Raw genomic sequence first — 26,513 nt, 5'->3', positions numbered from 1 at the left:
AAGGCCTTTCTTAGCGGAAAATTTAACATCAGATTTTTGGGTTTTCTTTGTGCTATTCATTCTTGTTGAAAGATTAGCTGTTGCCATTGGTATTGTTGAAATATGCAAAAAGCATAGACTAAGTATAAACAGTTGGTTTGTAGTTTCTCTTGTTTTGGGCCTCAATACATTACTATTTATAAACATAGCTATTTGGTTAAAACCCAATAACCAATAAAACTATTATTACTTTTAAATGATGCTAATTATATAGGTTGATGATTCATAAATATTTTGTAATTTTACAAAAAAATACAAAATATGTTTAAAAAATCAATCATAAAAGGCCGAGGCGCTCAACAGAATGTACACAATCGTTTTTTTGAATTGAGTCATGAGCAACGTGATGATTTTTTAGAATATTGTGCAAAAGAAGGTGAGCAAGCCGATCAAAATAAGACATTATATCTTCCTGTTTTTCCAAAAACGATTGTCAATAAAGTCACAAGTCCAGATGTAGGAATGGCTTATTCTATGAATATGTACCAAGGCTGTGAACATGGTTGCATTTATTGTTATGCACGAAATAGTCATGAGTATTGGGGCTTTAGTGCTGGATTGGATTTTGAGCGTCGTATTTTAATTAAAACCGATGCGTCAAAGTTATTAGAAGCTTTTATAAAACGTAAAAGTTGGAAAGCCTATCCTATAGTGATGTCTGGAAATACAGATTGCTATCAACCTGCAGAAAAAAAATTTAAGATTACTAGACAATGCTTAGAGGTATTTTTGAAGTATAAACATCCAGTAGGTATCATTACTAAAAACGCTTTGATTCTTCGTGATCTGGATATTCTACAAGAATTAGCGAAAGACAACCTAGTTAGTGTAAATATATCCATAACATCATTATCTGAAACAACAAGACGAATCTTAGAACCTAGAACGGCATCCATTAAGAAACGATTAAGGACTGTAAAAATATTGAGTGAACATGGTATTCCTGTAAATGTGATGTTAGCGCCAATTATTCCTTCAATTAATAGTCATGAGATCTTACCCTTGGCTAAATCTGTTTCTGAGGCTGGCGCATTAAGTATAGCGCATACAATTGTACGATTAAATGGAGCTATTGGTGAAATTTTTACAGATTGGATTCATAAAGCGCTTCCCGATCGTGCCGAAAAGGTATTACATCAAATAGAAAATTGTCATGGAGGTAAACTCAATGAGTCTCGCTTTGGAAAACGAATGAGTGGTGAAGGCCAAATTGCAAAACAAATTCATGATCTAGTTAAATTAGCTCGACTCAAATATTTCAAAGGAAAAACAATGCCTAAGTTAAATATTGAGCTACACGAACCTTTTAAAGATGGACAGATGCGATTGTTCTAATATTTTGGTTTTACTAGTACAGATTACTATCTTGTAGGGCATTAGTTTAATATTGCCCCTAAAGGCTTTGTAAGCAGCTAAAAATTGAAAAAGAAAGAACAAAACAAGCCATTTAAATGGATATTGTATTTTGCAATACCGTTTGTTTTAGTGCTTTGTTATAAATACATTTCAAAGACGCCAAAGAGCGACTATGTGACTGTTGATTCATCAGGTTTAACCGATGCTAATTCTACTAAAGAAGTACCCGAAACTGTCGATTATATTTTCGACGTAAAACCTATTTTATCTGATCGCTGCTATTTGTGTCATGGTCCAGATAATGGTACACGTGAAGCGAATTTAAGATTAGATACTAAGGAAGGTGCTTATGCGGCTATTGGTGAAAACTTAGACCGATTTGCTGTTGTCCCAGGAGATACACTTTTGAGTCAAATGGCTCATAGGATTAATTCTACTAATCCTTTAAAAATGATGCCTCCTGAAGATTCTAATTTGTCATTAAATACCTATGAAAAAGCAGTGCTTACAAAATGGATAGCACAAGGTGCGGTTTGGAAAGATCATTGGGCATTCGTTGCTCCTGAGAAGTCTAAGATTCCTGAGGTGAAAAACAACAACCTTGTTGTAAATGAAATTGATAATTTTATCATTCAAAAATTAGAAGAACAAGGATTGTCGCTTTCTGAAAAAGCAAGTAAGGAAAAGCTGATAAGACGGGTTTATTTTGATTTAACGGGTTTACCTCCGAGCCTAGCAGATATTGATGCTTTTTTAGCTGATAATTCTAATACTGCCTATGAAAAAATAGTTGATCGTTTACTCAACTCCACACAATATGGAGAACATATGACGGCAAGTTGGCTGGATGTGTCTAGATATTCAGACACACATGGTTATCAGGATGACTTAGAGCGTGTTATGTGGCCTTGGCGCGATTGGGTTATTAGTGCGTTTAACAGAAATATACCCTACGATGAATTCATTAAATGGCAACTCGCTGGCGATTTATTACCCGATGCTACATTAGAGCAAATTCTAGCGACAGGGTTTAATAGAAATCATAAGATTACCCAAGAAGGTGGTGTGATAGATGAAGAATATCGTGTAGAGTATGTTTTAGATCGAACCAATACAGTTTCAAAATCTTTATTAGGATTAACTATGGAATGCGCACAATGCCATGATCATAAATACGATCCTATTTCGCAAAAGGAATACTTCAGTTTTTACAGTTTCTTTAATAAAGTTAAGGAAAAAGGACGAATGGATTATGGTGAAATTCCAGAACCTAATATTAAGATTACTGAAAAAGAAATTGATGAGGTACTGTCATTTATAAATAAACCAGATTCGATTCCAGAGATTGATTTGATGGTTATGCGAGATGATGCGCCTAATAGAAAAACATATGTACTCAAAAGAGGAGCTTATGATGCGCATGGTGAAGAGGTCGAGCCAGCAACACCAAAAGCTGTACTTCCTTTTGATGGTTTTAAAAAAAACAGATTAGGGTTGGCAAATTGGTTTTTTGATGAGAAAAACACATTGACAGCCAGAGTAGCCGTCAATAGATTATGGCAACAAATTTTTGGAGTTGGTATTGTCGCTTCAAGTTCAGATTTTGGGAATCAGGGAGCACTACCATCACATCCCGAATTATTAGATTGGTTAGCGATTACATTTAGGGAAGATGGATGGGATATGAAAAAGATGATGAGGCGAATGGTCATGTCTAGCACTTATCAACAAACATCAAAAGCTACTCCAGAATTACTAGAAATTGACCCTTATAATAAATGGCTGGCTCGAAGCTCAAGACAAAAATTAACTGCAGAAATGATACGAGATAATGCACTTGCGGTTAGTGGGTTATTGGTAGAAAAAGTTGGTGGGCCAAGTGTGAAACCATATCAACCCAAGGGGCTTTGGGCTGAAACGACATCAGGACAAGGACTTACAGAATATATTATGGACACAGGCGAGAATTTATATAGAAGAAGCTTGTATACCTTTTGGAAACGAACGGTTCCTCCTCCGGCAATGCTCACTTTTGATGCAGCAACTAGAGATTTTTGTACCATAGAACGCCAAAAAACAAGTACACCATTGCAAGCTTTAGTAATGCTTAATGATCCTCAGCTTATTGAAGCTTCAACTGTTCTGGCCACTCAATTACTTAAGGATAAGAATTTAACAGATAAAAAACGAATCCAGATTATTTTTAGAAAAATTACGTCTAGAGCTCCAGAGGAATTTGAAGTTGATAACCTTCTAAACTTTCTATCAGACTCAGAAGCAAATTATGATGATACAAAACGGATTCAGTTAACGGAAAAACGAGAAGATATTTCAGAAGAAAAATTATATGCATTGAGCACATTAACAAGTTTGATTTTTAATTTAGACGAAGCCATTGTAAAAGGATAGTAACTATGGAAGATGAAGTTTCAAAACATTTTTTGAATAATAACAGACGACAATTTATCAAAAAATTGGGTTTAGGTATTGGTGGATTGGCTGCTGCGTCTATGCTAGATCCCTTCTCTTCAATTGTTGAAGCCGAAGGATCTCCTTTAGCTGGCATGAATTTACCTCATTTTGCACCAAAAGCAAAGCGTGTGATATATCTGTTTCAAAGTGGTGGTCCATCGCAATTAGAATTATTTGATTACAAACCTCTACTTGATAAAATGCGTGGTCAAGACCTACCAGATTCTGTGAGGCAAGGTCAGCGTTTAACAGGGATGACTTCAGGTCAAGATAGTTTTCCTTTAGTTGGTAGTCAGTTTAAGTTTAATCAGTATGGAGAATCCAGAGCTTGGGTTAGCGATTTAATGCCTTATACTGCCAAGATTGTAGATGAGCTTTGTTTTGTGAAGTCTATGCATACTGAAGCTATTAATCATGATCCAGCAATAACATTCTTCCAAACAGGTTCTCAGCAGGCAGGACGACCAAGTATAGGTTCTTGGATGAGTTACGGTTTAGGTAGCTTAAATGATAACTTGCCTACATTTACAGTATTGTTGTCGAGAGGAACAGGGCGACCACTTGCGCAACCTTTATATTCAAGACTTTGGGGAAATGGCTTTTTAAGCTCATTACATCAAGGTGTACAGTTTCGTTCAGGTAAAGATCCAGTACTATATCTAAAAGATCCTGAAGGAATGACAAGGTCTGAACGTCGTAAAATGCTCGATCATATTAGCGAATTAAATGAGAAGCAAGAGCGTGAATTTGGTGATCCTGAGATTAACAGTAGAATTGCGCAGTATGAAATGGCTTATAGAATGCAAACATCTGTGCCAGATACTATGAATATTGAAGACGAACCAGACCATATTCTTCAAATGTATGGCTCTAATGCGGCAATACCTGGAACCTATGCTGCAAATTGTTTGTTAGCAAGACGCTTAGTAGAAAAGGATGTAAGATTTGTGCAGTTGTATCATATGGGTTGGGATCAACATGAAAATTTACCATCTCAAATTGAAAAACAAGCTAAAGATATCGATCAAGCTACTGCTGCATTGATTATGGATTTAAAACAACGCGGATTATTAGAAGACACACTAGTGGTTTGGGGAGGAGAATTTGGCCGAACCAATTATAGTCAAGGCACATTAACCGATACAAATTACGGCAGAGATCATCATCCAAAATGCTTTACCATGTTTATGGCAGGAGGAGGTGTGAAGCCAGGGTTTACATATGGGGAAACAGATGATTTTGGTTATAATATTGCAAAAGACCCAGTGCATGTTCACGATTTACAAGCCACAATGATGCATTTAATGGGAATAGATCATACCAAGTTTACGTACAAACATCAAGGAAGACGTTTTAGACTTACTGACGTTTCTGGACATGTTATTAATGATTTGATAAGCTAATATGAGTAGGAGGAAATTTCTAAAGCAATCGTCATGTCTTGCTATGGGATTATTAACGTATCCTATGTATAGTAGTGCTTTTTCGTTTAGTAAGACCGAAGATATTATTGTTGGACACAACTCTCATAAGTATAAAGTCAATCTTAATTGGGGACAGCTTAATTCATTAAAAACACCTGTTAATGATTGTCATGAAATGGTTCAAGATTCGAAGGGACGAATTGTGTTATTGACCAATCATATTAAGAATAATGTAATCATCTATGATAAATCTGGAACCTTATTAGAAACTTGGGGAACAGAGTATCCTGGCGCACATGGATTAACCTTAGTGAAAGAAAATGGAACAGATTTTTTATTAATTACCGATTATGAACGTCACCAAATTATTAAAACTACTATAGACGGTAAGGTTGTATTTACTTTAGATTTTCCGTCGGAAACAGGAAAGTACGCGACAAAAGAAGACTTCAAACCAACGGAGACTACTGTGGTTGAGAATGGTGATTTTTATGTTGCAGATGGTTATGGCAAGCAGCACATTATACATTATAATCACAAAGGGGAGTTATTGAATATTTTTGGAGGACAAGGAACTGGAAACGGACAGTTTTTAAATGCTCATGGTATTTGTTATGACGATAGAGATAAACAAAATCCGTCACTTTTAATATCTGCAAGAGAATTAAATCAGTTAAAACGATTTAGTTTGAAGGGTGAATTTTTAGAAACTATAAATGTGCCTGGCGCTTTAATTTGTCGTCCTGTGATTCATAAAAAGGACATTTATTTTGCCGTGTTGAGGTCTAAAAATTCATTGCGCTCAAAATCTGGCTTTATCTTAATTATGAATGAGAATAATGAAGTCATATCTTGTCCTGGAGCTACAGCTCCTTCTTATAAAAATCACAATCTGGAAGAGTTATATCAAACGATTCGATTATTTCAACATCCGCATGATGTGTGTATTGATGATGATGAGAATATGTATGTTGCACAATGGAATTCGGGTCAAACCTATCCCATAAAATTAACACGAGTATGAAAGTGAACATTGTGGTTTTGGTCATGCTTTGCTTTTTTGGTTGTGCTAAAAAAGAGAAGAGTCCTTATGTTCAACAGCAAGATATTCAATTGGAGCAGCCCAGAGTAAAAGCATCGAATACGATTATTGATTCTTCAGTTGTGATTACTTCAGAATTACGTATGAAAGGGGTTGAGATATTTTATACATCTGATGGTTCCGAACCATCTCAATCTTCAGAGGCCTATAAATCGGCTTTAGTAGTAAGTGATGAAGGGCGTTATAAGTTTAAAGCCTTTCATCCCGATTGGAAACCTAGTGCTGTTTCAGAATTGAAAGTCTATCAAAAAGGACTAACGCCTCTTCGTATCGATTGGAAGACCAAAGCACATAGTACCTATCAAGGTTTGGGTGATTCAACGCTTGTAAATCATCAAAAAGCTGCTTTAAATTTTAGAGATCAACAATGGTTAGGTTTTGATACTATTGTGAAAGCCAATGTTTATTTTGCAAAAGACACGTACATTAAAAGTGTGACTATAGGCTATTTGGTGGATACAAAGTCTTGGATTTTTCCGCCAGAGGTCGTTTCTGTAATAATTAATAAAACAGATACAGTACAAGTAAAAATGCCTCAACCAGAAACCAAAGAGGTTTTAGCATTAGATGATGTTCGAATTTCAATAGAAAAAGATGTTGAATCACTATCGGTAATGATAAGTAATACCAAAGAATTACCAGAATGGCATCCAGGAAAAGGACTCAAAGCATGGTTATTTATGGACGAATGGATTTTTAATTAATGACAAATAATAATCAGATATATAAAAGTGTTTTTTTAATAGTATTACTCCTATTTGGAGTACTAACATTGTATGGTATAAAAACAGATGAATCGCCTCGATTTATTTTAGCCTTAGGGCGTTTTCATCCATTGCTTTTACATTTACCAATTGGTGCATTGATAGTCACTTTTTTTATTGATGTTTTAGGAAGATTTCAGAAGAACTATCCAGAAAACACCATAAAGAGTTTGCTCGGTTTCACTTCGCTTTTTGCAATCATCACCTGTTTTTTGGGTTACTTTTTATCTTTAGAAGGCGGTTATCAAAAGGAGACCTTAGACCTTCATTTTTATACAGGAATTGCTACAGCACTATTAGCTGTTGTTCTTTTCTTTATGAGTTTAAAGCCGTCTTTTAAGTCGAATAAGATCTTTCTTCCATTGTTTATAGCAACTGTAATTAGTATTAGTGTTGCTGGTCATTATGGAAGTGTTTTAACACATGGCGATCAGTATTTAACCGAATACATAAGCGTTTCGAAAAAAGAGCGAACGATTGAAGACATTGATAGTTTAAAACTATACAATGATGTTGTTGTAAAGATTTTGGATAAAAAATGTATTCAATGTCATAATGCCTCAAAGCAAAAAGGAGAATTGTCACTAGTTACAAAAGAGCAGATCTTAAAAGGTGGTGCGAGCGGGTTGAGTGTTATTAGTGGAAATGCTTCGGAAAGTTTATTGTATTCAAGAGTGTTGCTTCCTATTTCCGATGAGGAGCATATGCCTCCAGAAGGGAAGGATCAATTAACAAAAGATGAGATTTGGTTAATTGAACATTGGATTGAAAATGGGTTAGATTTTGAAAATTATGCGACTGCTAATTCAGAAAATGACACCTTAAAAAAGAAACTAAACAAGTATCTCGTTTTTAACAAAGTAAATATTCCTAAAGCATCTCAAGATGATATTGATGAGGTAAAAGCTGCTGGGTTTCGTGTGTTAGAATTGGTTCCAGGTCAAGCAGAACTTAATGTCAAATATTTAGATAGTGTTCCAACTAAAAACACGATGGAAACCCTTTTAGCTTTAGATGAACAAATCATTGAATTAGATTTTAGTAATTCGGGACTAACAGATGAATTGACTTCAGGGTTTAAAAAGTTCAAAAACCTCAAGTCACTTCGCTTACAGGGCACGTCAATTTCAGATAAAACCATTGAAAACCTTAAAGCACTAGAGCATCTCGAAGTGCTTAATATTCACAATACTGCTATTTCCGAAGACGGACTTGAAAACCTATTAACAGCAATACAACCTAAACGTATTTACTCCTGGAATACTAATGTTGATAATGATAATGCACGACGACTAGCCAACACCTTTGGCGTTAGCATTCAAAATGATATTGTAGGTTTTGTAGATAGAAGTCAGTTAGAACCGCCACTAATAAGTCCGAGTAAAACTTTGTTCAACGATACAATTCATGTGAATGTGTTGAGTCGGTTAAAAAATGTGGAGATACGGTATACGCTCAATGGAGATGTGCCAGATTCTACGTCTAAAATTTTTAATGAAAAACTGATTTTAAACACTTCAAAAACACTCAAAATTGCTGCGTTTAAAGATGGCTGGGAGCCAAGTGATGTGATTACAAGACACTATGCAAAAGTGCAGTATGCTGTGACAGACTTTATAGTAGAAGACATGCCTGACGATCGTTACCCAGATCCTCTAAAGGTGTTTGATATGAAAGAAGGCAGTACAGATTTTAGGGATGGTCATTGGATTGGTTATTTTGGTAATGATTTGCAGATTACTATTGACCTAAAAGAACAGCAAACTGTAAATCATATTTCTGTTAGTTGTCTTGAAGATATTGGGAGTTGGATTTTATACCCAACAGATATTACTGTTTTTACATCTACTACCGAAAAAGGCGTTTACAAAAAAGTGGGAGACCTAAAAAATGCACCTAGCACCAAAAATGTAGACCCTCGAAAAGAAAAATTCACAATAGCATTACCTGAGACCACGGCAAGGTACTTTAAGATTGTTGTTAATAACCATGACGCCTTACCTAGTTGGCATCCAAGTGCTGGTAATCCATCTTGGCTTTTTGTTGATGAGGTTTATTTTTGGTAGCGAAGATTCTTTAACTTTTATGTGTTTACTTGATGATTTTACTATTTAACTTACACTCCTATTAGAATACTAGGCTTTATTTTAAATTTTCTTTAATGTAGTTTCTTACTTCTCCAATTCTAGATTTATTCCTTTTTATGGCACTTTCACGGTCAAGTCTGTTAATTTCTAGTTTCCATAAATAACTTTTTATCAAGTTTTTTTCTTTTTCGTTTAAGTCTAATGGCTGCTTTATTCCAGTTATATTGCCACGAATGTCATAAATAAAGTTGGGAGAAATTGAGGTATTGATTTTTTCAAAATAATTCCTCATATACTTATTTTCATCATATTCCTCGGTAAATTTTCTATGTAATTTATAACGCACTTCATATAAATCAATTATCGTTTTTCGCAAAGAGTCATTTTCTATTATTTCTAAACCTATAGATTTTAAAGTTTCATATCCAGATGTATTTTGAATGGTTAAAAAATCTCTAGTTAGATAAAAATAATACGTTGGCAAGGAATCATTATCAACTTCTATATTGTCAACAATTTTTCTAAAATAATTGACAGCCTTAATATTATATTTTATTGATTTCTCGTCATTATCTAAATCAATACTATCTCTTTCTAAACCATTATAGATTTCTGTTAGAATTGTTTTTTCTGTAAATCTTTCTTTTCTGTTTTCATTCCATCTGTCTAATAAAAAAGCGAAAGTAACTGCAAAAAAAACGGATAGAAATTCGAATACATATTTTTTCCAATTCTTAAATCTTAATCTGATTTTATGTTTCAAGTTTAGGGGTTTTAATGATCTACAAGGAGTTCGTGTATGCGATACTTTACCTGTTTATTATGCTCTTGTGTTGTGTTAATTAGAACGAAATTAGTAAAAGAAAACGAACCAGAGGAACATCTGTAGGATTTTAACCGACATTTACATTAAACAAATGTCCTACTAAAGCAGTCAGTCCCATGGCCACAGTTCCCCAGAATGTGATACGAAGAATTGCTTTTCCAATACTAGAGCCACCTGCTTTTGCTGCCAATGCTCCTAATATTATTAGAAATAATAGGGAAAAACCGTAAAGTGAATATTCCAAACTCTCCAATGGAATAAAGAGCGTGACTAAAAAGGGAAGTAAACCTCCTACTGTAAATGCCGCTCCAGATGCCAATGCTGCCTGCATAGGTTTGGCTTGACTAATGTCATTAATTCCTAATTCGTCCCTAACATGTGCTCCTAAAGCATCGTGTTCGGTTAATTCTTGCGCAACTTTTCTTGCTGTTTCTTTTTTTAGCCCTCTTTTTTCATAAATCTCCGCTAGTCTTTGTAATTCAATTTCTGGCATTTCTTTTAGTTCTTGTCTTTCACGTTCTATATCGGCTTTTTCTACATCTGTTTGTGAGCTTACAGAAACATATTCTCCAGCAGCCATTGATAAGGCGCCAGCAACTAATCCAGCTAATGTTGCCAAAATTATAGGGTCTCTTATGTCACTTGCAGCTGCCACACCAATCGCAATACTTGCCGTTGACAAAATTCCATCATTTGCTCCTAGAACAGCAGCTCTTAACCAATTACTTCGCTGTATATAATGTGGATCTAGATAATCATCTATTTCCTCTAATTTTTCTACCATCTGTGCTGTTTAATTTTTTGAATTAATTTTATAAGTGATATTTAGCCGATCCAGCAATAATCATAGTTCCAGCTCTTGTAAGAGTAATACACTTGGAATATATATGGTACAGCATCTAGCTCAAAACCTATGCTAATATTTTTTGTTGATTGATTATCTGCTTGACCAAAGGAGTAATTAAAGAGTAGTGCGAAACAGACAGATAAAATTAATGCTCTCATGATATAATATGTTTTAAGAGCAAATTACTGAAGTGAGTCTCCTTATGAAATGATTTTAATCATCTAATGCCTTGTTTTTAAATGGTGTAGAGTGTATTAGTGCAAGATTGGTAGTGTTAGCCGTTAGTTAGAAAAAAGAATGAAGCGTGTGAAAATTGGGTAGAATTTTCCAAATCATTTTTAAACAGTATTAATTATATGCGTTGTTGGTACCAAAGTTTAATTTTCAAATAGTTGAATCCTATTTTCGTCAGGATCCTTAATAATTACCATCCGCTTTCCAGTTTTTTCATCAACGACAATATTTCCATGAAACTTGGCATTGTTTTCTTTTAAATGTTGTATTAATCTATCAAAATCTGAAACTAGGAACCCAATTTTAAATAGTCCAGTCATTCGAGTTTTTGAACTATAATTGGCAATAACCTTTTTAGGTTCAAGAGCAGAGTCGAGTTCGATCAATTCTAGAAGTATAGTTCCGCGTTTTAAGTTAGATTGCTTAAACCCGGCTTCTGCAAATTCTCTTTTATTAATAATTTCAAAGCCTAACATTTTTGTATACCAAACTATTGAAGAATCTATCTCTGTAACAATAATAGCCGAAAAATGAGCTTTAAGTTCAGGAATGTCTTCCTGTTGGGCATGACTCGTTACAGACATTAATATCAAACTTAAAACAACTATTAATTTTCTCATTTCTTATAAATTGTGGCTAACGTGTTTGTGTATGGTTAGTAGTGTTGAAACAGTAAGTTAGCAAAAAGAATGAAGAGCGCGGAAATTCTACTGAATTTACCGAACTAACATTAAACACTATTAACTATACACGTTGTTGTAGCACGTTTTTATTCATCTAAGACTAATATAATCATTAAATGTTCAATCCAAGGAGTTTAATAAAATTGGTTGAAATTATATTTTATGCGTGTTTATTTTTAAAATAAGAATAGATTCCTTTGCAAAGCAGGATGATGCCAATTATAAAAAGAAAAACTGCAATTATTGGTATGCATCCGTGTCTACAATCTTGATTATTAATGATATAATTAAATCGAAATATTGAAGTGACCACAAAAACTATCGAAATAATTAAATAAGCAAAGTGCTTTTTCATATAATATTTTTATTTTAGTTAAGTATAATACCTCAATGAATTATTGCATTGTTGTAGCACGTTTTTTTAGTTCCGTCTGGTTATTGTGAACATGGAAATTTTCAAAGGACAATCCACAAAACTTTTTGCATTCAATGAAATATTTCCTTCGGACAATTGGTTATTAATTTCAGCTTTTACGTCTTCTTTGTCTATTGTTTCAATTCCTTCATTGTCTAGTTTACCAACGTAACCTCTAATTACATTTCTAATCATAGGTTCGATTAGCGTTGAGTTTAGTTCATCTTTTGATTCCACCAAACAGTCTTGATTTTCTGTTTGTTCAAATTCCACAGTAAATCCAATATTAAATTCAACTGTATTTCCATTAGCATCAAGAGTAGTCGTTTCCATTACAGAAAGAAATTGTCCTTCGAAATCGTTTTTAGATTTGCAATTGAGCAAAATTAGTAAGGTTAACAGAAGTGTTATTTTTTTCATACAGAGTTTTTTAAATGTGCTCACAACTGGATATATGGAGATAAATATACACGTTTTTGAGGTCTATGTTCCCAAAAACAGGAAGTTTTGATGGTAGTTACAGAATTTGTAACATTAGTATCTGTAGCGAATAAGATTAAGCATCAACATATTCATAAGACAAGACCTGTTAATTATGGGTGCAAAGTTTGTTCAATTCAAAAATATATTTATATTTGGTAAACCAATCTGGTAAACCAATTTTATAATTCACGAATAACCCATGAGATTAACAATAAAAACAGATAGCTCTAGATTAGTCTTTTTTCTTTTCCTTTTAGTCATAGTTGGGTGTTCAAGTGGAAACGAAACACCTAATGATACTGATATTTTAGATGAGGTTCTTGAAAATGAAGAAGAAGAGGAAGAAGAGGAAGAGGAAACACCTGCTTATGCAGATATCGATTTTTCTAATTGGAAGGTCACACTTCCCATTGATGCAAATAATAACGGAAGTCCAGACGAGTATCAACCTGATGAATTAATGAATTTTGGATACCAAACGCTAGAGCCGGTTCAACCATTTATGTACGATGATACCATCGATTCGTCTCTTGTTTTTTATACCTATCCAGATGTATCTACTACCAATAGTTCATATTCTAGAACAGAATTAAGAGAACTTATAAACCCAGATAATGCACGTGAAAATTGGACATTACTTGAAGGAGGAGAAATGATTGGACGACTTAAAGTTTCTGAGGTGTCTCAAAATAACCAATCTAGTGATGATTATCATAAAGTTATCGTCATGCAAATTCATGGGATTATTTCAGAAGAAGATATGGATATCCATGGCTTTTCATCTAATAACGGTCCACCATTAATTAAAATCTATTGGAAAGATGGTTATGTCTGGTCTCATAAAAAATCACTTATTGATGAGGATACAGATGGTGATGATTTGCTTGAAACATCTAATAATACATGGTATGATATTAAGGTGAACTTAGGTTATGTAGGTTTTGATGCTTTTGATTTTAGAATTTCTGCCACAGATGCGAGAATAGAAATACAACTTAATAATGAAACGCCTTATGTTTATCAAGATATAAGCCTTGATAAATGGCCATATGAGAATTATTTTAAAGCAGGCAATTATCTAACATCAACAGATGAAAATGCTTTTTCCTATGTGAAGTATTACAACTTAACAATAACTCATTAAATACATTTAATTGATGTAGTTTCAAACACACAACCTAGTAAAGTTATTACGCTATAAACCGAACACTATGAGCTTTAAAATATTCAAATCAGTTTTTATCTCTTATCCATTAATGATAAGCATCGTTTTGCTATTTAATTGTTGTGCTGAAAGCAAAAAACAAAATGGTACAAACAATTCTGAAAGTATAGTGAAAGTTAGTAACGCTAATGATATAATACCATTTTTTCAACATTGGAATTTAATTTTAGGTGATGGTTCTAATGTAGGTCAGGCTGTCAATTATGAGCATAAAGACTTCTTTTACACTGCACATGATGACAAAGAAGATTGGGTCGTATTTAAAACACCCAATGCAGGCAATACTCATGGTACTTCTAACAATACAAGAACCGAATTAGCACAATTAAAAAAGTGGTCACCTATGACCAAAGCTAAAATGAATGCTACTCTAAAAGTAATGAATGTTGCTAATACAGGAGACGCTCGTGTTGCAGCAACCTACTCAGTTGTGGTTGGTCAGATTCATAGTGCAGATGGACATGAGAATGAGCCTTTAAAAATATTTTACAAGAAATTCCCAGGTCATACTAAGGGATCTGTATTCTGGAATTATGAAATTAATACAGCGGGTGATGATAATTCAAAAAGATGGGATTATTCCTATCCAATTTGGGGCTACGATTTTTCTGTTGTAGGAACTAATGAAAATACTTATCCATTAGAACCTGAAGATGGAATCGCCTTAGGTGAAGCGTTTACTTACGAGGTAGAAATTAAGGATGGTGTTATGCATCTTACATTTACTAGTGAAGGACATAAAACCAAAACATTTACTAAAAATCTTGTGACCTCTCAATATACAAAGCGTTCTGATATGCCAGAACAAGTCAAGAATTTGTTCGCTCCTATAGGTCAAGATGGTATTGAACGCAATAATGCCTATGCAGATGAAGGGTTGTTTTTTAAACTGGGTTCCTATAATCAAACAAATGGAAAAGATCCTAAAGTCAATGGCGTATGGTGTTCTGGTGCTGAAACTCATGGTGGTGATATCCAAAAGCAATATGCTGATGGGAATTATGCTGAAGTTTGGTTTAAATCAGCTAGTATCGAAATTAGCGATGATGCTATTTCAAATTCAGGTTATTTTGAGGCCAATGATGGTTTAAGTAAAAAAACAATTTACCCACATGAGGTCATTCCTTTTATGGATAAATTTAAAATATTGATGGGTGACGGAACTAATGTAGATGACCTTACTCAATTTGAGCACAAAGATTTTTTCTATACTGTGATTGATGGGACAAGACGTTGGGTAGTTTATAAAACACCAAACTCTGGAGTTACTTCAAAAAACTCTAGTAATACAAGATCAGAGCTGCAAGAAAAAAGAGAATGGACACCAGAAGAAGGCGGTAAGTTAACAGGTACATGCAAGGTTATGCAGGTCTCTGTATCTGGTGATGCGCGAGTAGCAGCTTCTTATTCTACAGTGGTCGGTCAAATTCACAGTGGAGAGGGACATGAGAATGAACCTTTAAAAATATTTTATAAGAAATTCCCTGGCCACAAGAAAGGTTCTGTTTTCTGGAATTACGAAATTAATACGGCTGGCGAAGATAATTCAGGACGATGGGATTTTTCTACCGCAGTTTGGGGACATGATATGTCGGTGATTGGAACAAGTAAAGAAGACTATCCTAAAGAACCTCTAGACGGCATAGAATTAGGTGAAGCGTTTAGTTACGAAGTAAATGTATATAAGGGTATTATGTACCTCACATTTACAAGCGAAAATCATGAGACAAAAACATTTACTAAAAATCTCATTTCGTCCGAATATGTCAATAAATCAGACTTACCAGAACAAGTAAAACATCTCTTTGTACCAATAGGACAAGACGGAACCGAGCGTGCCATTGCCTATAGCGGAGAGTTAAATTATTTTAAACAAGGTGCTTATAATCAAACCAATGGAAAAGCCCCTGAAACAAATATGATATGGTGTGCAGGAGCAGAAACCTATGGAGGCGATATCGCTAAGCAATATGAAAATGGTTGTTACACAGAAGTGTGGTTTAGAAAAGCAACGGTAGGTCCAGGGACACCTCCCAAATAAATTGAATAAATCAACCAAGAATCATAGTTTATAACTAATAAAAAAACAAAGAACATTTTGATATGAAAACATTTGGAGCAAGTAAAGAATTTATCTTAGACAAAGACCTAGAATGGGAAGTTGTAGGTGAAGGTGTAAAGCGTAAAATAATGGGCTATGATGACAAAATTATGTTGGTAAAAGTGCATTTCGATAAAGGAGGAATTGGTTACAAGCATGAACATTATCACAGTCAAGTGACTTACGTAGAAAGTGGCGCTTTTGAGTTTTCTATAGGCGATGAAACCAAAATCGTAAAAGGAGGAGATACGGTTTATATCCCACCACATGTATTACATGGTGCAATTTGTACTGAAGAAGGTATCTTAATTGATGTATTTAGTCCTATTCGAGAAGACTTCATGGAGTAAATATTTAATTTTTTACTAGTTTTTTTATCGATTTGTGAGTATTAGGTATAATATTTTGCGAAATCGTTGGATTTAACAAAAATTTATATATATTTGGTAAACCAATCTGGTAAACCAATTTTTTTTAAACTAAAAAAAGGACAGGGTGGGCCTATCCTTTTAAAAAATACTTCTTTAAACCGAAGTAAAAAAATGATGTAATTACTTAAAAGTAAATACATAAGCAAAGGTACGAAAACATATTAATTTGCTATGCATTGACTTCAAGTAATTGTAATTACTAACTAATTCAATTCAAAAAGATTAATTATGAATTTAAAAAACAAACTGCTGCTAATAGTTTTATTACTATTCAGCGTAACAATGCTTGCCCAAGACAGTTTTCTACTCAAGGGTAGCGTTGTTTCTGAAGTCGATAATCAACCTATTCCAGGTGTAAACATTTTAGTTTTAAAAACTACAAGAGGGGCTTCAACGGATTTTGATGGAAAATTTGAAATCCAAGTGACAAAAGGAGATGTACTTCAATTCTCTTATTTAGGTTTCGTGACAAAAACAATTATTGTTGGAGATCAAACAACAGTATCCATTTCGCTTGTTGAAGACGCAAATAAACTTGATGAGGTTGTAGTTATTGGTTATGGTACTCAAAAGAAGAGTCATTTAACAGGAGCGATTTCTAAGGTGACTAATGAAAAATTAGACCAAATACCTGTTTCAAGGGTAGATGATGCCTTAATAGGTCAGGTATCTGGAGTTAATATCCAGTCAACAAATGCAGAAGCAGGTGGAGCACCTACCGTTACTATTAGAGGTGTTGGATCTATTACAGCAGATTCAGGTCCTGCAGTTGTAGTTGATGGTGTCGTTGTTAATTCTGATTTTCTTGGTAACATTGATATGAACGATGTGGAGTCTTTTGAAGTATTGAAAGATGCTGCCTCAGCTGCTATTTATGGTAGTGAAGGGTCTAATGGTGTTATACTTATTACTACAAAAAGTGGTCAGGAAGGAAAAACAAGATTTAGCTATCAAACCTACTTAGGCTTTAAAGATGCACATGGAAGTGATGATTATAGAAAAAGTGTAGCAGATTGGGCTAGAATAGAGCAGGCTGCAACAGGGACACTTTCAGGAGAAACCTTATATGCACAATTATTAGTTGCTACCACAGGTATTGATAGAGATTGGCAAGACGTTTTTTTTAACGGTGGTACTATTACAAGTCATTCCTTTGCAGCGCGTGGAGGATCAAAGAGTACTAAATTTAGTACATCCTTAAGATACCTTCATGATGAAGGTGTTGTAATAACCGATGATTACAAATTGTATACGGCAGCACTAAAAGTCGATTCTAAATTAGGCGATAGGTTTAAGTTTGGAGTTAGAGCTACGCCATCTTATACTGAGCAAAGAAGATTACCTACATCAATACATAATCCTACACGTCAATCTCCATGGTTGCCAATATTTCATACCGAAGAGACACTACAATTTATTAATACAGATACATATCCTGACGTAGGTGTAGGAGATTACTTCTTAGAGAATCATTTAATAAACTTGGATTTGGACAACGATGGTAACAACGAAAGACCTCGTACTTCGGGAGATTCAAACCCATATCAACAATATGTTGAAAGAGAACATTATGAGTTTAATACTAAGTTATTTGGTTCTACATATTTAAGCTATGAAATTTTAGACGGATTAACAGCAAAAACATCTCTCGGTATTACTTTAGAACAAAGAAAGAGAACAAGATGGGACGGTACAAATTATCATGCATCTGGAGCAAGTAGAGCACAATATGATTTACAGAATAGATTTCGTTCAAGAGTGATTTCAGATAATACGATTTCCTATAACAAAATATTTAATAATGATCATGAGATTAATTTACTGTTAGGGATGACCGTACAGCAAAGAAAAAGTGAAAATAGCGGTGTTATTGGTAACGGGTATACTAATGATTTGCTTCCAAACTTACAAGGTGCTACTCAAATAGCTAATTATGGAGAGGTGAATGAAAACAGAAAGAAAGTAGGTTATTTTGCCAGAATTAATTATGCTTATAAGGATAAATACTTATTCAATGCTTCTTTTAGACGTGATGGTAGTTCTGTTTTTGGAATCAACTCAAAATGGGGTAATTTCCCAGCCGCATCAATAGGTTGGAATGTACACAATGAAGATTTCTTATTAGATAGCGATATTATAAGCATATTAAAGTTTAGAGCTAGTTATGGTTTTACAGGTGCTGAGAATTTTAATGTAGGTGATGGTAATGTAAATGCTTGGCCTTATTTGGCATTGTTACAAAATTCAAATGCTATTACTGGAGGCAATATAACTCCTGGTGTTTCACCACTTAACATAGCAAATACTTTGTTACAATGGGAGGCTTCAGAAGAATTTAATCCCGCAGTAGATTTTGGATTTTTAAATAATAGAATAACAGGATCGTTGGATTACTACCAAAGAACTAGTGATGAGTTATTATTAGAAAATCCTGTGTCTTATGTTACAGGATTTACAAGTGGTATTGTGAATTTAGGCGAGGTACAAAACAGAGGTTGGGAACTAGAGTTAAGAACTAAAAATATCTCAAGAGAGAATTTCTCTTGGAGTTCAACTCTTATTGCATCTACAAACCAAAATGAATTACTAAGTTTTGGTGATTCAAATAATGCGCTAATAGAAGATACTTATGGTAGAAACTCACAATGGATTAACCGAATAGGTGAACCTATTTCATCTTTCTGGGGTTATGTAGTAGATACCGAAGCTTATAATGATACTGATTTCAGAACAACTTATGTTGACAATCCTTGGAATCGAATTAATGGTCAAGCCGATGATACTATAGTAAGAGATTTAAATGGTGATGGTATAATTACTGAAGAGGATAAAACTATTTTAGGAGATCCTTACCCAGATTTAATATATAGTTTTACTAATGACTTTAGAATTGGAGCCTTTGACTTCTCGTTTATGGTACAAGGAAGCCTAGGAGCCCAAGTAAATAATATAGGTGATCAATACTTCTATAATTGGTTTGGTAATAGAACCAGGAGTGGTGGAGAAGCACAAGCAGTTGCTGATGGTCTTGTACCACATGAATCTTTCATTCAAGAAAAAGTGCTAACAAGTGAAGTTATTGCAAGTGCAGACTACTTTTCACTGCGAAATGTAAGCCTTGGGTATAATTTACCAGATGATTTAACATCAAAATTAGGTTTAACAGGTCTAAGACTTTATGCTACAGCTCAAAATTTGATTTATATCACTGCTGATGATTATCATGGTTTTAATCCAGAACATGTAGATGGTAATAATCCAAGAGCTTATGGCTCTCAAAGAGCAGGTACACCTATATTTAAAACAGTAACATTTGGTCTAAACGTTGACTTTTAAAAAAAACTTATTATGAAACATATAAAATATTTAGTCTTTGCCATTACAGGACTTATTTTTACTTCCTGTAGCGATGATTTTTTAAATCCATTGCCAGACACTGCAGTTGCAGTAGAATCGTTTTTCCAATCTGATGAAGATGTGTTAGCTGGAATTATTGGAATTTATGACTCCTACCAAGGTGTTAATGAAAATACACAAACTAATATTGGTAGAGCAAATAGAGGAGTCCAATTTTTACATCTTCTGACAGAACATCGTACCGATAATACTAGAAATGCAACACTCGAAGGTTCGAAATCTGATTTTCACAGATATGTGGTTAATGCCAACAATGTAGAATCTGAAGATTTTTATCAATCAATGTATCAAGTTATTTTCAGAGTTAATAATGTTTTGAGTTTTATTGATGTTGCAGACGAAAGTAATCAAGCAAGTTATGCAGCTGAAGCTAAATTTTTAAGAGCTTATGCGTATTTTAACTTGGTTAGATTATATAGCGATGTGCCTTTAGTTACTTCGGTAGTTGGTCCAACAGATAGCGAAGCACTTTTTACTAGAACTCCTGTAGCACAGATTTATGTACAAATTGTAGAGGATTTACAAGAAGCTGTTAATAATTTAGATAACTCTTTTAAATCAAGAGCATCAAAGGCAGCAGCACAAGCGTTGTTAGCAAAAGTATACTTAACGCAGGCAAGTCCTAATTATTCTGGAGCACAGCAATTATGCGAAGCTATTATCAATAGCGGAGAATTTGATTTAGAAAGCAATTTTAGCGATGTGTTTTATTCAGAATTAAACAATGAAATTATTTTTGCTATCCAATATGAAACAGGAAATTCTCTAGAAAGCCAAAGTTTTTCTTCTGAATTTACTTCAGCATTCCGTCAAGGAAGAGAGGATGGTCAAAACATTGTTAATACAAATCTTTTTTTAGATTTTGCAACATATGGAGGCAATAGAACAGCAGCTTCTATAACTAATCTTGGTATTCTTGGTCAAGACGATAATGAAGTGATAAAATTTTTACCTGATGGATCTGATATAACAACCTCGCCTCCTTCATATGGTGGGAATGCTCGAAATGCTGGTAATGATTATATCGTATTGCGTTATGCCGATGTGCTTTTAATGCATGTTGAGGCGATTATGGCAGGAGGTTCACAAACAAGTAATTCAAGCGCTTTGAATTCTTTTCAACAAGTAAGAGACAGGGCTGGGTTAACCGATTTGGTTTCTAATATTACAAAAAGCGACTTGCTTACGGAAAGACGTGTAGAATTAGCATTTGAAAATCAACGTTGGTTTGATCTACTTAGATTTGGCGTTGCAGAAGCAGTATTAAGCGCGCATGCAACAGACAGAGGATATGTTTTTTCTGGTAGAGACTTATTGTTACCAATTCCGGCAAGAGAAATAAATCTAAGTGGTGGTCTTTTGACGCAAAACCCAGGATATTAATATTTAAATAATTAAACGATGAAAAATAAAATAAATATTTTCCGTAATACAACATTACTGGTAAGTGTCTTTATAGCTAGTCTTTTAGTTGGTTGTACGCTTCGAGATGATTTACCAGGCGCTAATTCTAAAGCAGACACTGTACCACCTGAAGCTAACTTTTCTTATGCTTCTGATAGCAATGATTTTAGAACGATTAATTTTACTAATCTTTCCTCTGAAGCAACGACCTTTGCATGGGATTTTGGAGGAGGAGCTACTTCTGACTTACAAGATCCAACACATACGTTTGAGGCTGGTGAAGGTACATATTCTGTCACTTTAACTGCTAGCGATGCATTAGGTGCTGTAGATACCGTAACTATTGAAGTTATAGTAGCAGAAGGCCCATTTCAACCAATTATTTTAGAACCAGGTTTTGAAGATGATACCTTGCCTGGCGGTGGTGGAGATGGACGTGACTCATGGAGAAATAGTGATTTAGGTGGCGTTATTCAAATTACGGGTAGTCCAGTAACATTTGGAGATCAAGGAGCTAAGTTGCCGTTACCTGCAGGAGATCGTATTGGTTATCAAGAAATTACTGTAGAACCTGATACTAATTATGACCTAAGATATTATTATACAATGTTGGATAATTCTTCTAATCCATCATTAACTGTATCAATTATAGGTGTAACAGAGTTTGGGTCTCCTGAGACTACACAAGAAGCTCTTGATGCTACAATCGCTTCTGTAACTGTAACCGATGATTCGGAGCCTGATGTATATGTTCAATCGACCTTAACATTTAATTCTGGAATCAATAATACCGTCGCAATTTATTTTACCAATGGTCCTGTTGAAGCTAGACTTGATGATTTCACGATTGATGTAGCACCTGAAGGTGCAGTACCTCCATCTGCAGGGTTTAATTCTGTTCAGAGTGAAACTAATTATTTGGAATATGCATTTAATAACTCATCTACAGGTGCGACAAGTTACCTATGGGATTTTGGTGATGGGAATACTTCAACAGAAGAATCTCCTACTCATGTTTATAACACACATGACATATACACAGTGACACTTACAGCTACTAATGATGCAAATCTGTCAACGTCTTTAAGCCAGAACATTGATATACAAGCACCGGTCACTGCTGCTTTTACCTATTTAGTTGATGGATCTGACTATAGAACTTATGAGTTTATGGATGCTTCGGAAGGAGCAGTAATGTTATTGTGGGAATTTGGAGATGGCTTCCAATTTACAGGCATGAATCCTTCGCATACTTATGCAGAAGATGGTATTTATACAGTGACTTTAACAGCAACTAGTATTACGGGAAGTATAAGTGTTGCAACTGAAGAACTTATAGTCGCTGAAGGCTTTGTAGTACAGGTTTTAAATGGAACTTTTGACCTTTATGGTACAACACCTGGATGTGATGGCGAAAGTACTGGTGATAATGCTGATGCTTGGGATATGACACCAAACTCTACCATTAAAGATTGTGATGGAAATGACATTCCAAGTCCGTATGATCCGCTTTGGGATAACGGTGCTTTAGATTCTTGGCTTGACGCCTTTTATGGTGATAATAGTGAACAAGCAGGGTCTACTTCTAGTGGAAACAACGGAACTAGAGGAGCAAAACTAGACGAAACAGGTCGTCGATTGTATCAGGTTGTTCAAGTGCAGGTAGGAGAGACATACACGTTCTCTATTGACGCAAGCACAACAGCTGGAGGGATAACTTCCGAAGTATTTATATTAAATACTGAAATTGCAGATGAGGTAGGTATTAATGCCTCGATTTCTGATCCTGCAATTGATGCCTATTTTGCAATTCCAAATACTTTCGATACAGATGGTGGTGCTTATAATACCCATACATTCCAATTTACAGCATCTACGAATGAGATTGTTATTTATGTTAGGAATGTTGATGTCATAGATAATGTTGCTGAGGCTTTCTTTGATAATATAATAATCACAGATTAGAAATAAGCATAAAATTAAAAACCACCCAGAAACTAAATGTGTTACTGGGTGGTTATAAAACAATTGAGACGAAGACATATGAGCTGACTTCGTAATTATTATGAATAATTAATATATAAAATGAAAAACTTCCGAAAAGAAATATTAACAATTCTATTGATGGTATTCATATCAGTTAATGTTTCTTCTCAAGAAAAGAGCGGTAACATAACAGAATCGGATAAAAAAACTGAAAAACAGGATAAAAAAAGAAAGAAGAAAAAAAAGAAAGTAAAATTACCTGATATTGACTTGTCTCATTGGAAAGTCACTATTCCAATTGCTAATGATAAAGGAAAACCTTATGAAGTTGAAGCACCTGAGATATTGGATTATGCAAATAATGAGAAGCTGAAGACCTATATGTATAATGATTCAGTCAAAGGCGCATTGATTTTTTATGCGAAACCAACAAGTTCAACCACAAGGAATACAAAGTATTCCAGATCTGAGTTAAGGGAGCAAATGATTCCTGGTGATAATAATACCAATTGGACCTTTAAACAAGGCGGTGTTATGAAAGGCAAACTTGCCATGGAAGAGGTGTCAAGAGATAAAAATGGTAAATACCATCGTGTCATTATCATGCAAATTCACGGTAGATTAACTAATGAACAACGTGATCTTATAGGTGCAGATGATAATAATGCGCCTCCAATATTAAAAATCTATTGGGATAATGGAAAAATAAGGGTGAAAACCAAGGTATTGAAAAATTTAAACTTATCTGATACCGATATTTTGCATGAAGAGGCTTGGGGAAATGATGATGGATTTAATTTTGAACAAAAGGTTGGATTTAAAAAGTTTACACTCGAAGTCAAAGTATCAGAAGGTAAGATGGTCATTATTTTAAATAATACTGAATATAAAGTTTATGAAAATGTTCATATGACAAGATGGGGAATATTTGAAAACTATTTTAAAGCGGGAAATTATTTTCAAACGCGAGATGAAGGCGCTTTTGCTCGAGTAAAATATTATAGTTTAGAAGTTAATCATTAATGTGAAAATTTGAATTGGTCTCTTATTGAATTCTACTTATTTCAAAAGGATAAGTAGAATTCTTTAAACACTAACAAAGATTTAATGTGACTTGCATATTATTTCCCTAAATTTAGATTAAAACCAGTAGATAAAAAAAAGAGCTTAAGATTATGAAAATAGACATACTAGCAAAAAAGGATAGTCAAAGTGTTCAGAAGACAATTATATCTAATATAAGAGAGCTTATAAATCGTAAAAATCTTGAACCTGGAGATAAGTTACCTTCTGAAAGAATGCTGTCTGAAAAATTTGGAGTTACTCGAAGTAATGTGAGAGAAGCTATTCAAAAACTTGAATTCTATGGCTTATTAAAATCGATTCCACAAAGCGGAACTTTTGTCGCAAATATTGGAGTGATTGCTATGAATGGTATGATTGAAGATATTTTAAGATTAGAAGATCCAGATTTTAAATCTTTGGTTGAAACAAGAATATTATTAGAACTTAAAACAGTTCGTTTGGCTGCTCTAAGACGAACAGATGAAGATCTTGAAAAAATGAAAGAAGCACTCGAAGCATATACTAAAAAAGTGTTAGACGGTCAAGATGCAGTACAAGAAGATTTACTATTTCATTTAGCTATAGCAAAAGCTAGTGGGAATAGTACAATGAATACATTTATGCTTATTATCACACCTGAGATCATAACTAATTTTGAAAAATATCATGTGTGTGATAAAAGTTTAGCTCGAAATGGAATTCAAGAACATCAAGAAATATTTGAAGCTATAAAAAGTCAAAACCCTCAATTGGCTAAGGAGAAAATGAAAGAACACTTTAGTGTGTTATATCAATATTGTTACAATGTTTAACTAATTAACACACACAACTTTCAAATATGAAAATAAAAGGTTTAAGATGGTGGGTCGTAGGATTTGTGGCTTTGGCCGCAGTTATAAATTATATAGATAGACAAGCTTTTGGAGCCTTATGGCCCGACATTGCTAAAGACTTATTTCCAGATATGGATGCGGATGGTACTAAGGCTATATACGGAACCATATCTGCAGTATTCATTCTGTCTTATGCTGCTGGTCAAACAATATTTGGAAAGATATTCGATTGGATAGGTACTAGGATAGGTTTTGCTTTGTCAATAGGAATTTGGTCTTTAGCTACCATGATTCATGCATTTGCAAAAGGGATGTTGAGTTTTTCAATCTTTAGATCTATTTTGGGTATTGCTGAAGCTGGTAACTGGCCAGGTGCAGCTAAAGCGAATGCTGAATGGTTTCCCACGAAAGAAAGAGCTTTTGCTCAAGGTATATTTAACTCAGGCGCAGCCATTGGAGGAATCGTTGCATATCCCATTATAGGTCTGCTTTCTGCTTACTTATCGTGGCAGGCAATATTTGTTTGTGTTGGTTTAATCGGTTTTTTATGGTTATTACCATGGTTGTATATTGTAAAAGCTCCTCCGGAAAAGCATCCTTGGCTATCTGAAGAAGAAAAAAAATACATTCTATCCGGACAGAAGAACCAAGACATTGATCAAGATGGTAATTATGATGAAGGATATAATCCTAGTACTGGAAAATTACTTCAGCACAAAGAGAGCTGGGGAGTTATATTAGCTTCTGCTGCAATAGATCCTATTTGGTGGTTGTTTATTGTATGGATTCCTATTTATCTCAATGAAGTGTTTGGTTTAGACGTAAAAGAAATTGCATTTTCAGCATGGGTACCATATGTAGGCGCAATGTTAGGTGCATGGTTTGGTGGTCTTTTAGCTCAAAATAGATTAAGTATAGGGTGGTCAGTAAACAAAACACGAAAAATGGTAATTACGTTAGGTTGTTTGATTATGATTCCTTGCTTTTTCCTATTAAAAGCACCAGAGTCAGCAACAAATGCAGTAATTGTAATGGCAGTGCTATTATTTGGATTTCAAACAGCAATTGGTAACGTACAGACATTACCAAGTGATATGTTCAGTGGTAAAATAGTTGGAACTTTATCTGGATTTGCAGGTACAGCTGCTAAATTAGCTGCTTTCGGACTGACTGCACTTATACCTATAATTACTAAAGGCGGAAATTATACTCTAGCATTTTTAGTTGGTGGTGCTTTGGCCGCTATAGCTCTATTAGCTGTTTGGTTATTATGCCCAAAAATAGAGCCACTTAAAGCAAAATAATAATATAAATCTTAA

At 34.3% G+C, this 26,513-nt stretch carries 19 protein-coding genes; 15 read left to right on the top strand and 4 right to left on the bottom strand.

From position 1 onward, the window contains the following. Positions 1–300: 300 nt before the first annotated feature. From KWG70_RS02870 to KWG70_RS02845, 6 genes are all read left to right on the top strand, one after another. Positions 301–1,374, top strand: a complete 1,074-nt coding sequence (locus KWG70_RS02870) for a PA0069 family radical SAM protein (protein ID WP_230934487.1) — start codon at positions 301–303, stop codon at positions 1,372–1,374. Positions 1,375–1,458: 84 nt separating this feature from the next. Further along, complete coding sequence (locus tag KWG70_RS02865) at positions 1,459–3,804, top strand: PSD1 and planctomycete cytochrome C domain-containing protein (RefSeq protein ID WP_230934486.1); 2,346 nt, start codon at positions 1,459–1,461, stop codon at positions 3,802–3,804. A 5-nt stretch (positions 3,805–3,809) separates the two neighbouring features. Then, complete coding sequence (locus KWG70_RS02860) at positions 3,810–5,270, top strand: DUF1501 domain-containing protein (protein ID WP_230934485.1); 1,461 nt, start codon at positions 3,810–3,812, stop codon at positions 5,268–5,270. 1 nt (position 5,271) lies between these two features. Next, positions 5,272–6,315, top strand: coding sequence for an NHL repeat-containing protein (locus KWG70_RS02855; RefSeq protein ID WP_230934484.1), 1,044 nt, complete (start codon positions 5,272–5,274; stop codon positions 6,313–6,315). After that, positions 6,312–7,097 carry a chitobiase/beta-hexosaminidase C-terminal domain-containing protein gene (locus tag KWG70_RS02850; RefSeq protein WP_230934483.1) on the top strand — a complete coding sequence of 262 codons (786 nt, stop codon included), beginning with the start codon at positions 6,312–6,314 and terminating at the stop codon, positions 7,095–7,097. The genes KWG70_RS02855 and KWG70_RS02850 overlap by 4 nt, the downstream gene beginning before the upstream one ends. Continuing rightward, positions 7,097–9,223 (top strand): c-type cytochrome domain-containing protein, encoded by a 2,127-nt coding sequence (locus tag KWG70_RS02845; RefSeq protein WP_230934482.1) that lies wholly within the window; start codon positions 7,097–7,099, stop codon positions 9,221–9,223. Before KWG70_RS02850 ends, KWG70_RS02845 begins: the two co-directional genes overlap by 1 nt. Positions 9,224–9,299: 76 nt before the next feature. Here KWG70_RS02845 and KWG70_RS02840 read toward each other — a convergent pair whose 3' ends face one another. The 4 genes from KWG70_RS02840 to KWG70_RS02825 form a co-directional block, all read right to left on the bottom strand. After that, positions 9,300–10,007: a hypothetical protein gene (locus tag KWG70_RS02840; protein ID WP_230934481.1), complete on the bottom strand. Its 708-nt coding sequence runs from the start codon at positions 10,005–10,007 to the stop codon at positions 9,300–9,302. Positions 10,008–10,137: 130 nt separating this feature from the next. After that, entirely contained in the window at positions 10,138–10,854 is a 717-nt protein-coding gene (locus tag KWG70_RS02835; protein ID WP_230934480.1) for a VIT1/CCC1 transporter family protein, read from the bottom strand. Between the two features lie 440 nt (positions 10,855–11,294). After that, positions 11,295–11,771, bottom strand: coding sequence for a VOC family protein (locus KWG70_RS02830; RefSeq protein WP_230934479.1), 477 nt, complete (start codon positions 11,769–11,771; stop codon positions 11,295–11,297). Positions 11,772–12,255: 484 nt separating this feature from the next. Continuing rightward, the gene (locus KWG70_RS02825; RefSeq protein ID WP_230934478.1) at positions 12,256–12,669 is read right to left on the bottom strand and encodes a flagellar basal body-associated FliL family protein; all 414 of its coding nucleotides are present in this window, start codon (positions 12,667–12,669) and stop codon (positions 12,256–12,258) included. A 262-nt stretch (positions 12,670–12,931) separates the two neighbouring features. Between KWG70_RS02825 and KWG70_RS02820 the strand changes: the two genes are divergently transcribed. The 9 genes from KWG70_RS02820 (at position 12,932) to KWG70_RS02775 (ending at position 26,498) form a co-directional block, all read left to right on the top strand. After that, positions 12,932–13,876: a polysaccharide lyase family 7 protein gene (locus tag KWG70_RS02820; protein WP_230934477.1), complete on the top strand. Its 945-nt coding sequence runs from the start codon at positions 12,932–12,934 to the stop codon at positions 13,874–13,876. 67 nt (positions 13,877–13,943) lie between these two features. Beyond that, on the top strand, positions 13,944–15,998 hold the full coding sequence (locus KWG70_RS17925) for a polysaccharide lyase family 7 protein (RefSeq protein ID WP_317206742.1): 2,055 nt from the start codon (positions 13,944–13,946) through the stop codon (positions 15,996–15,998). A 62-nt stretch (positions 15,999–16,060) separates the two neighbouring features. Further along, positions 16,061–16,408 carry a cupin domain-containing protein gene (locus tag KWG70_RS02805; protein ID WP_230934476.1) on the top strand — a complete coding sequence of 116 codons (348 nt, stop codon included), beginning with the start codon at positions 16,061–16,063 and terminating at the stop codon, positions 16,406–16,408. Between the two features lie 309 nt (positions 16,409–16,717). Further along, entirely contained in the window at positions 16,718–19,825 is a 3,108-nt protein-coding gene (locus KWG70_RS02800) for a SusC/RagA family TonB-linked outer membrane protein (protein WP_230934475.1), read from the top strand. 12 nt (positions 19,826–19,837) lie between these two features. Continuing rightward, entirely contained in the window at positions 19,838–21,289 is a 1,452-nt protein-coding gene (locus KWG70_RS02795; protein ID WP_230934474.1) for a RagB/SusD family nutrient uptake outer membrane protein, read from the top strand. 18 nt (positions 21,290–21,307) lie between these two features. Beyond that, positions 21,308–23,275: a PKD domain-containing protein gene (locus tag KWG70_RS02790; protein ID WP_230934473.1), complete on the top strand. Its 1,968-nt coding sequence runs from the start codon at positions 21,308–21,310 to the stop codon at positions 23,273–23,275. 120 nt (positions 23,276–23,395) lie between these two features. Further along, positions 23,396–24,319 carry a polysaccharide lyase family 7 protein gene (locus tag KWG70_RS02785; RefSeq protein ID WP_230934472.1) on the top strand — a complete coding sequence of 308 codons (924 nt, stop codon included), beginning with the start codon at positions 23,396–23,398 and terminating at the stop codon, positions 24,317–24,319. 152 nt (positions 24,320–24,471) lie between these two features. Beyond that, positions 24,472–25,173 (top strand): FadR/GntR family transcriptional regulator, encoded by a 702-nt coding sequence (locus tag KWG70_RS02780; protein WP_230934471.1) that lies wholly within the window; start codon positions 24,472–24,474, stop codon positions 25,171–25,173. Between the two features lie 26 nt (positions 25,174–25,199). Beyond that, complete coding sequence (locus KWG70_RS02775) at positions 25,200–26,498, top strand: MFS transporter (protein ID WP_230934470.1); 1,299 nt, start codon at positions 25,200–25,202, stop codon at positions 26,496–26,498. The last annotated feature ends 15 nt before the right edge of the window (positions 26,499–26,513 follow it).

It is taken from the genome of Psychroserpens luteolus (assembly GCF_021032705.1).
GTDB lineage: Bacteria > Bacteroidota > Bacteroidia > Flavobacteriales > Flavobacteriaceae > Psychroserpens > Psychroserpens luteolus.
Note: the sequence above shows the minus strand (reverse complement) of the source record. Positions and strands in the feature narration are given on the sequence as shown.

Excerpts from the sequence above, each read along its gene's own strand:
- KWG70_RS02870 (WP_230934487.1), top strand. The coding sequence starts at position 301 with ATGTTTAAAAAATCAATCATAAAAGGCCGAGGCGCTCAACAGAATGTA.
- KWG70_RS02860 (WP_230934485.1), top strand. The coding sequence starts at position 3,810 with ATGGAAGATGAAGTTTCAAAACATTTTTTGAATAATAACAGACGACAA.
- KWG70_RS02855 (WP_230934484.1), top strand. The coding sequence starts at position 5,272 with ATGAGTAGGAGGAAATTTCTAAAGCAATCGTCATGTCTTGCTATGGGA.
- KWG70_RS02850 (WP_230934483.1), top strand. The coding sequence starts at position 6,312 with ATGAAAGTGAACATTGTGGTTTTGGTCATGCTTTGCTTTTTTGGTTGT.
- KWG70_RS02845 (WP_230934482.1), top strand. The coding sequence starts at position 7,097 with ATGACAAATAATAATCAGATATATAAAAGTGTTTTTTTAATAGTATTA.
- KWG70_RS02835 (WP_230934480.1), bottom strand. The coding sequence starts at position 10,854 with ATGGTAGAAAAATTAGAGGAAATAGATGATTATCTAGATCCACATTAT.
- KWG70_RS02830 (WP_230934479.1), bottom strand. The coding sequence starts at position 11,771 with ATGAGAAAATTAATAGTTGTTTTAAGTTTGATATTAATGTCTGTAACG.
- KWG70_RS02825 (WP_230934478.1), bottom strand. The coding sequence starts at position 12,669 with ATGAAAAAAATAACACTTCTGTTAACCTTACTAATTTTGCTCAATTGC.
- KWG70_RS02820 (WP_230934477.1), top strand. The coding sequence starts at position 12,932 with ATGAGATTAACAATAAAAACAGATAGCTCTAGATTAGTCTTTTTTCTT.
- KWG70_RS17925 (WP_317206742.1), top strand. The coding sequence starts at position 13,944 with ATGAGCTTTAAAATATTCAAATCAGTTTTTATCTCTTATCCATTAATG.
- KWG70_RS02805 (WP_230934476.1), top strand. The coding sequence starts at position 16,061 with ATGAAAACATTTGGAGCAAGTAAAGAATTTATCTTAGACAAAGACCTA.
- KWG70_RS02800 (WP_230934475.1), top strand. The coding sequence starts at position 16,718 with ATGAATTTAAAAAACAAACTGCTGCTAATAGTTTTATTACTATTCAGC.
- KWG70_RS02795 (WP_230934474.1), top strand. The coding sequence starts at position 19,838 with ATGAAACATATAAAATATTTAGTCTTTGCCATTACAGGACTTATTTTT.
- KWG70_RS02790 (WP_230934473.1), top strand. The coding sequence starts at position 21,308 with ATGAAAAATAAAATAAATATTTTCCGTAATACAACATTACTGGTAAGT.
- KWG70_RS02785 (WP_230934472.1), top strand. The coding sequence starts at position 23,396 with ATGAAAAACTTCCGAAAAGAAATATTAACAATTCTATTGATGGTATTC.
- KWG70_RS02780 (WP_230934471.1), top strand. The coding sequence starts at position 24,472 with ATGAAAATAGACATACTAGCAAAAAAGGATAGTCAAAGTGTTCAGAAG.
- KWG70_RS02775 (WP_230934470.1), top strand. The coding sequence starts at position 25,200 with ATGAAAATAAAAGGTTTAAGATGGTGGGTCGTAGGATTTGTGGCTTTG.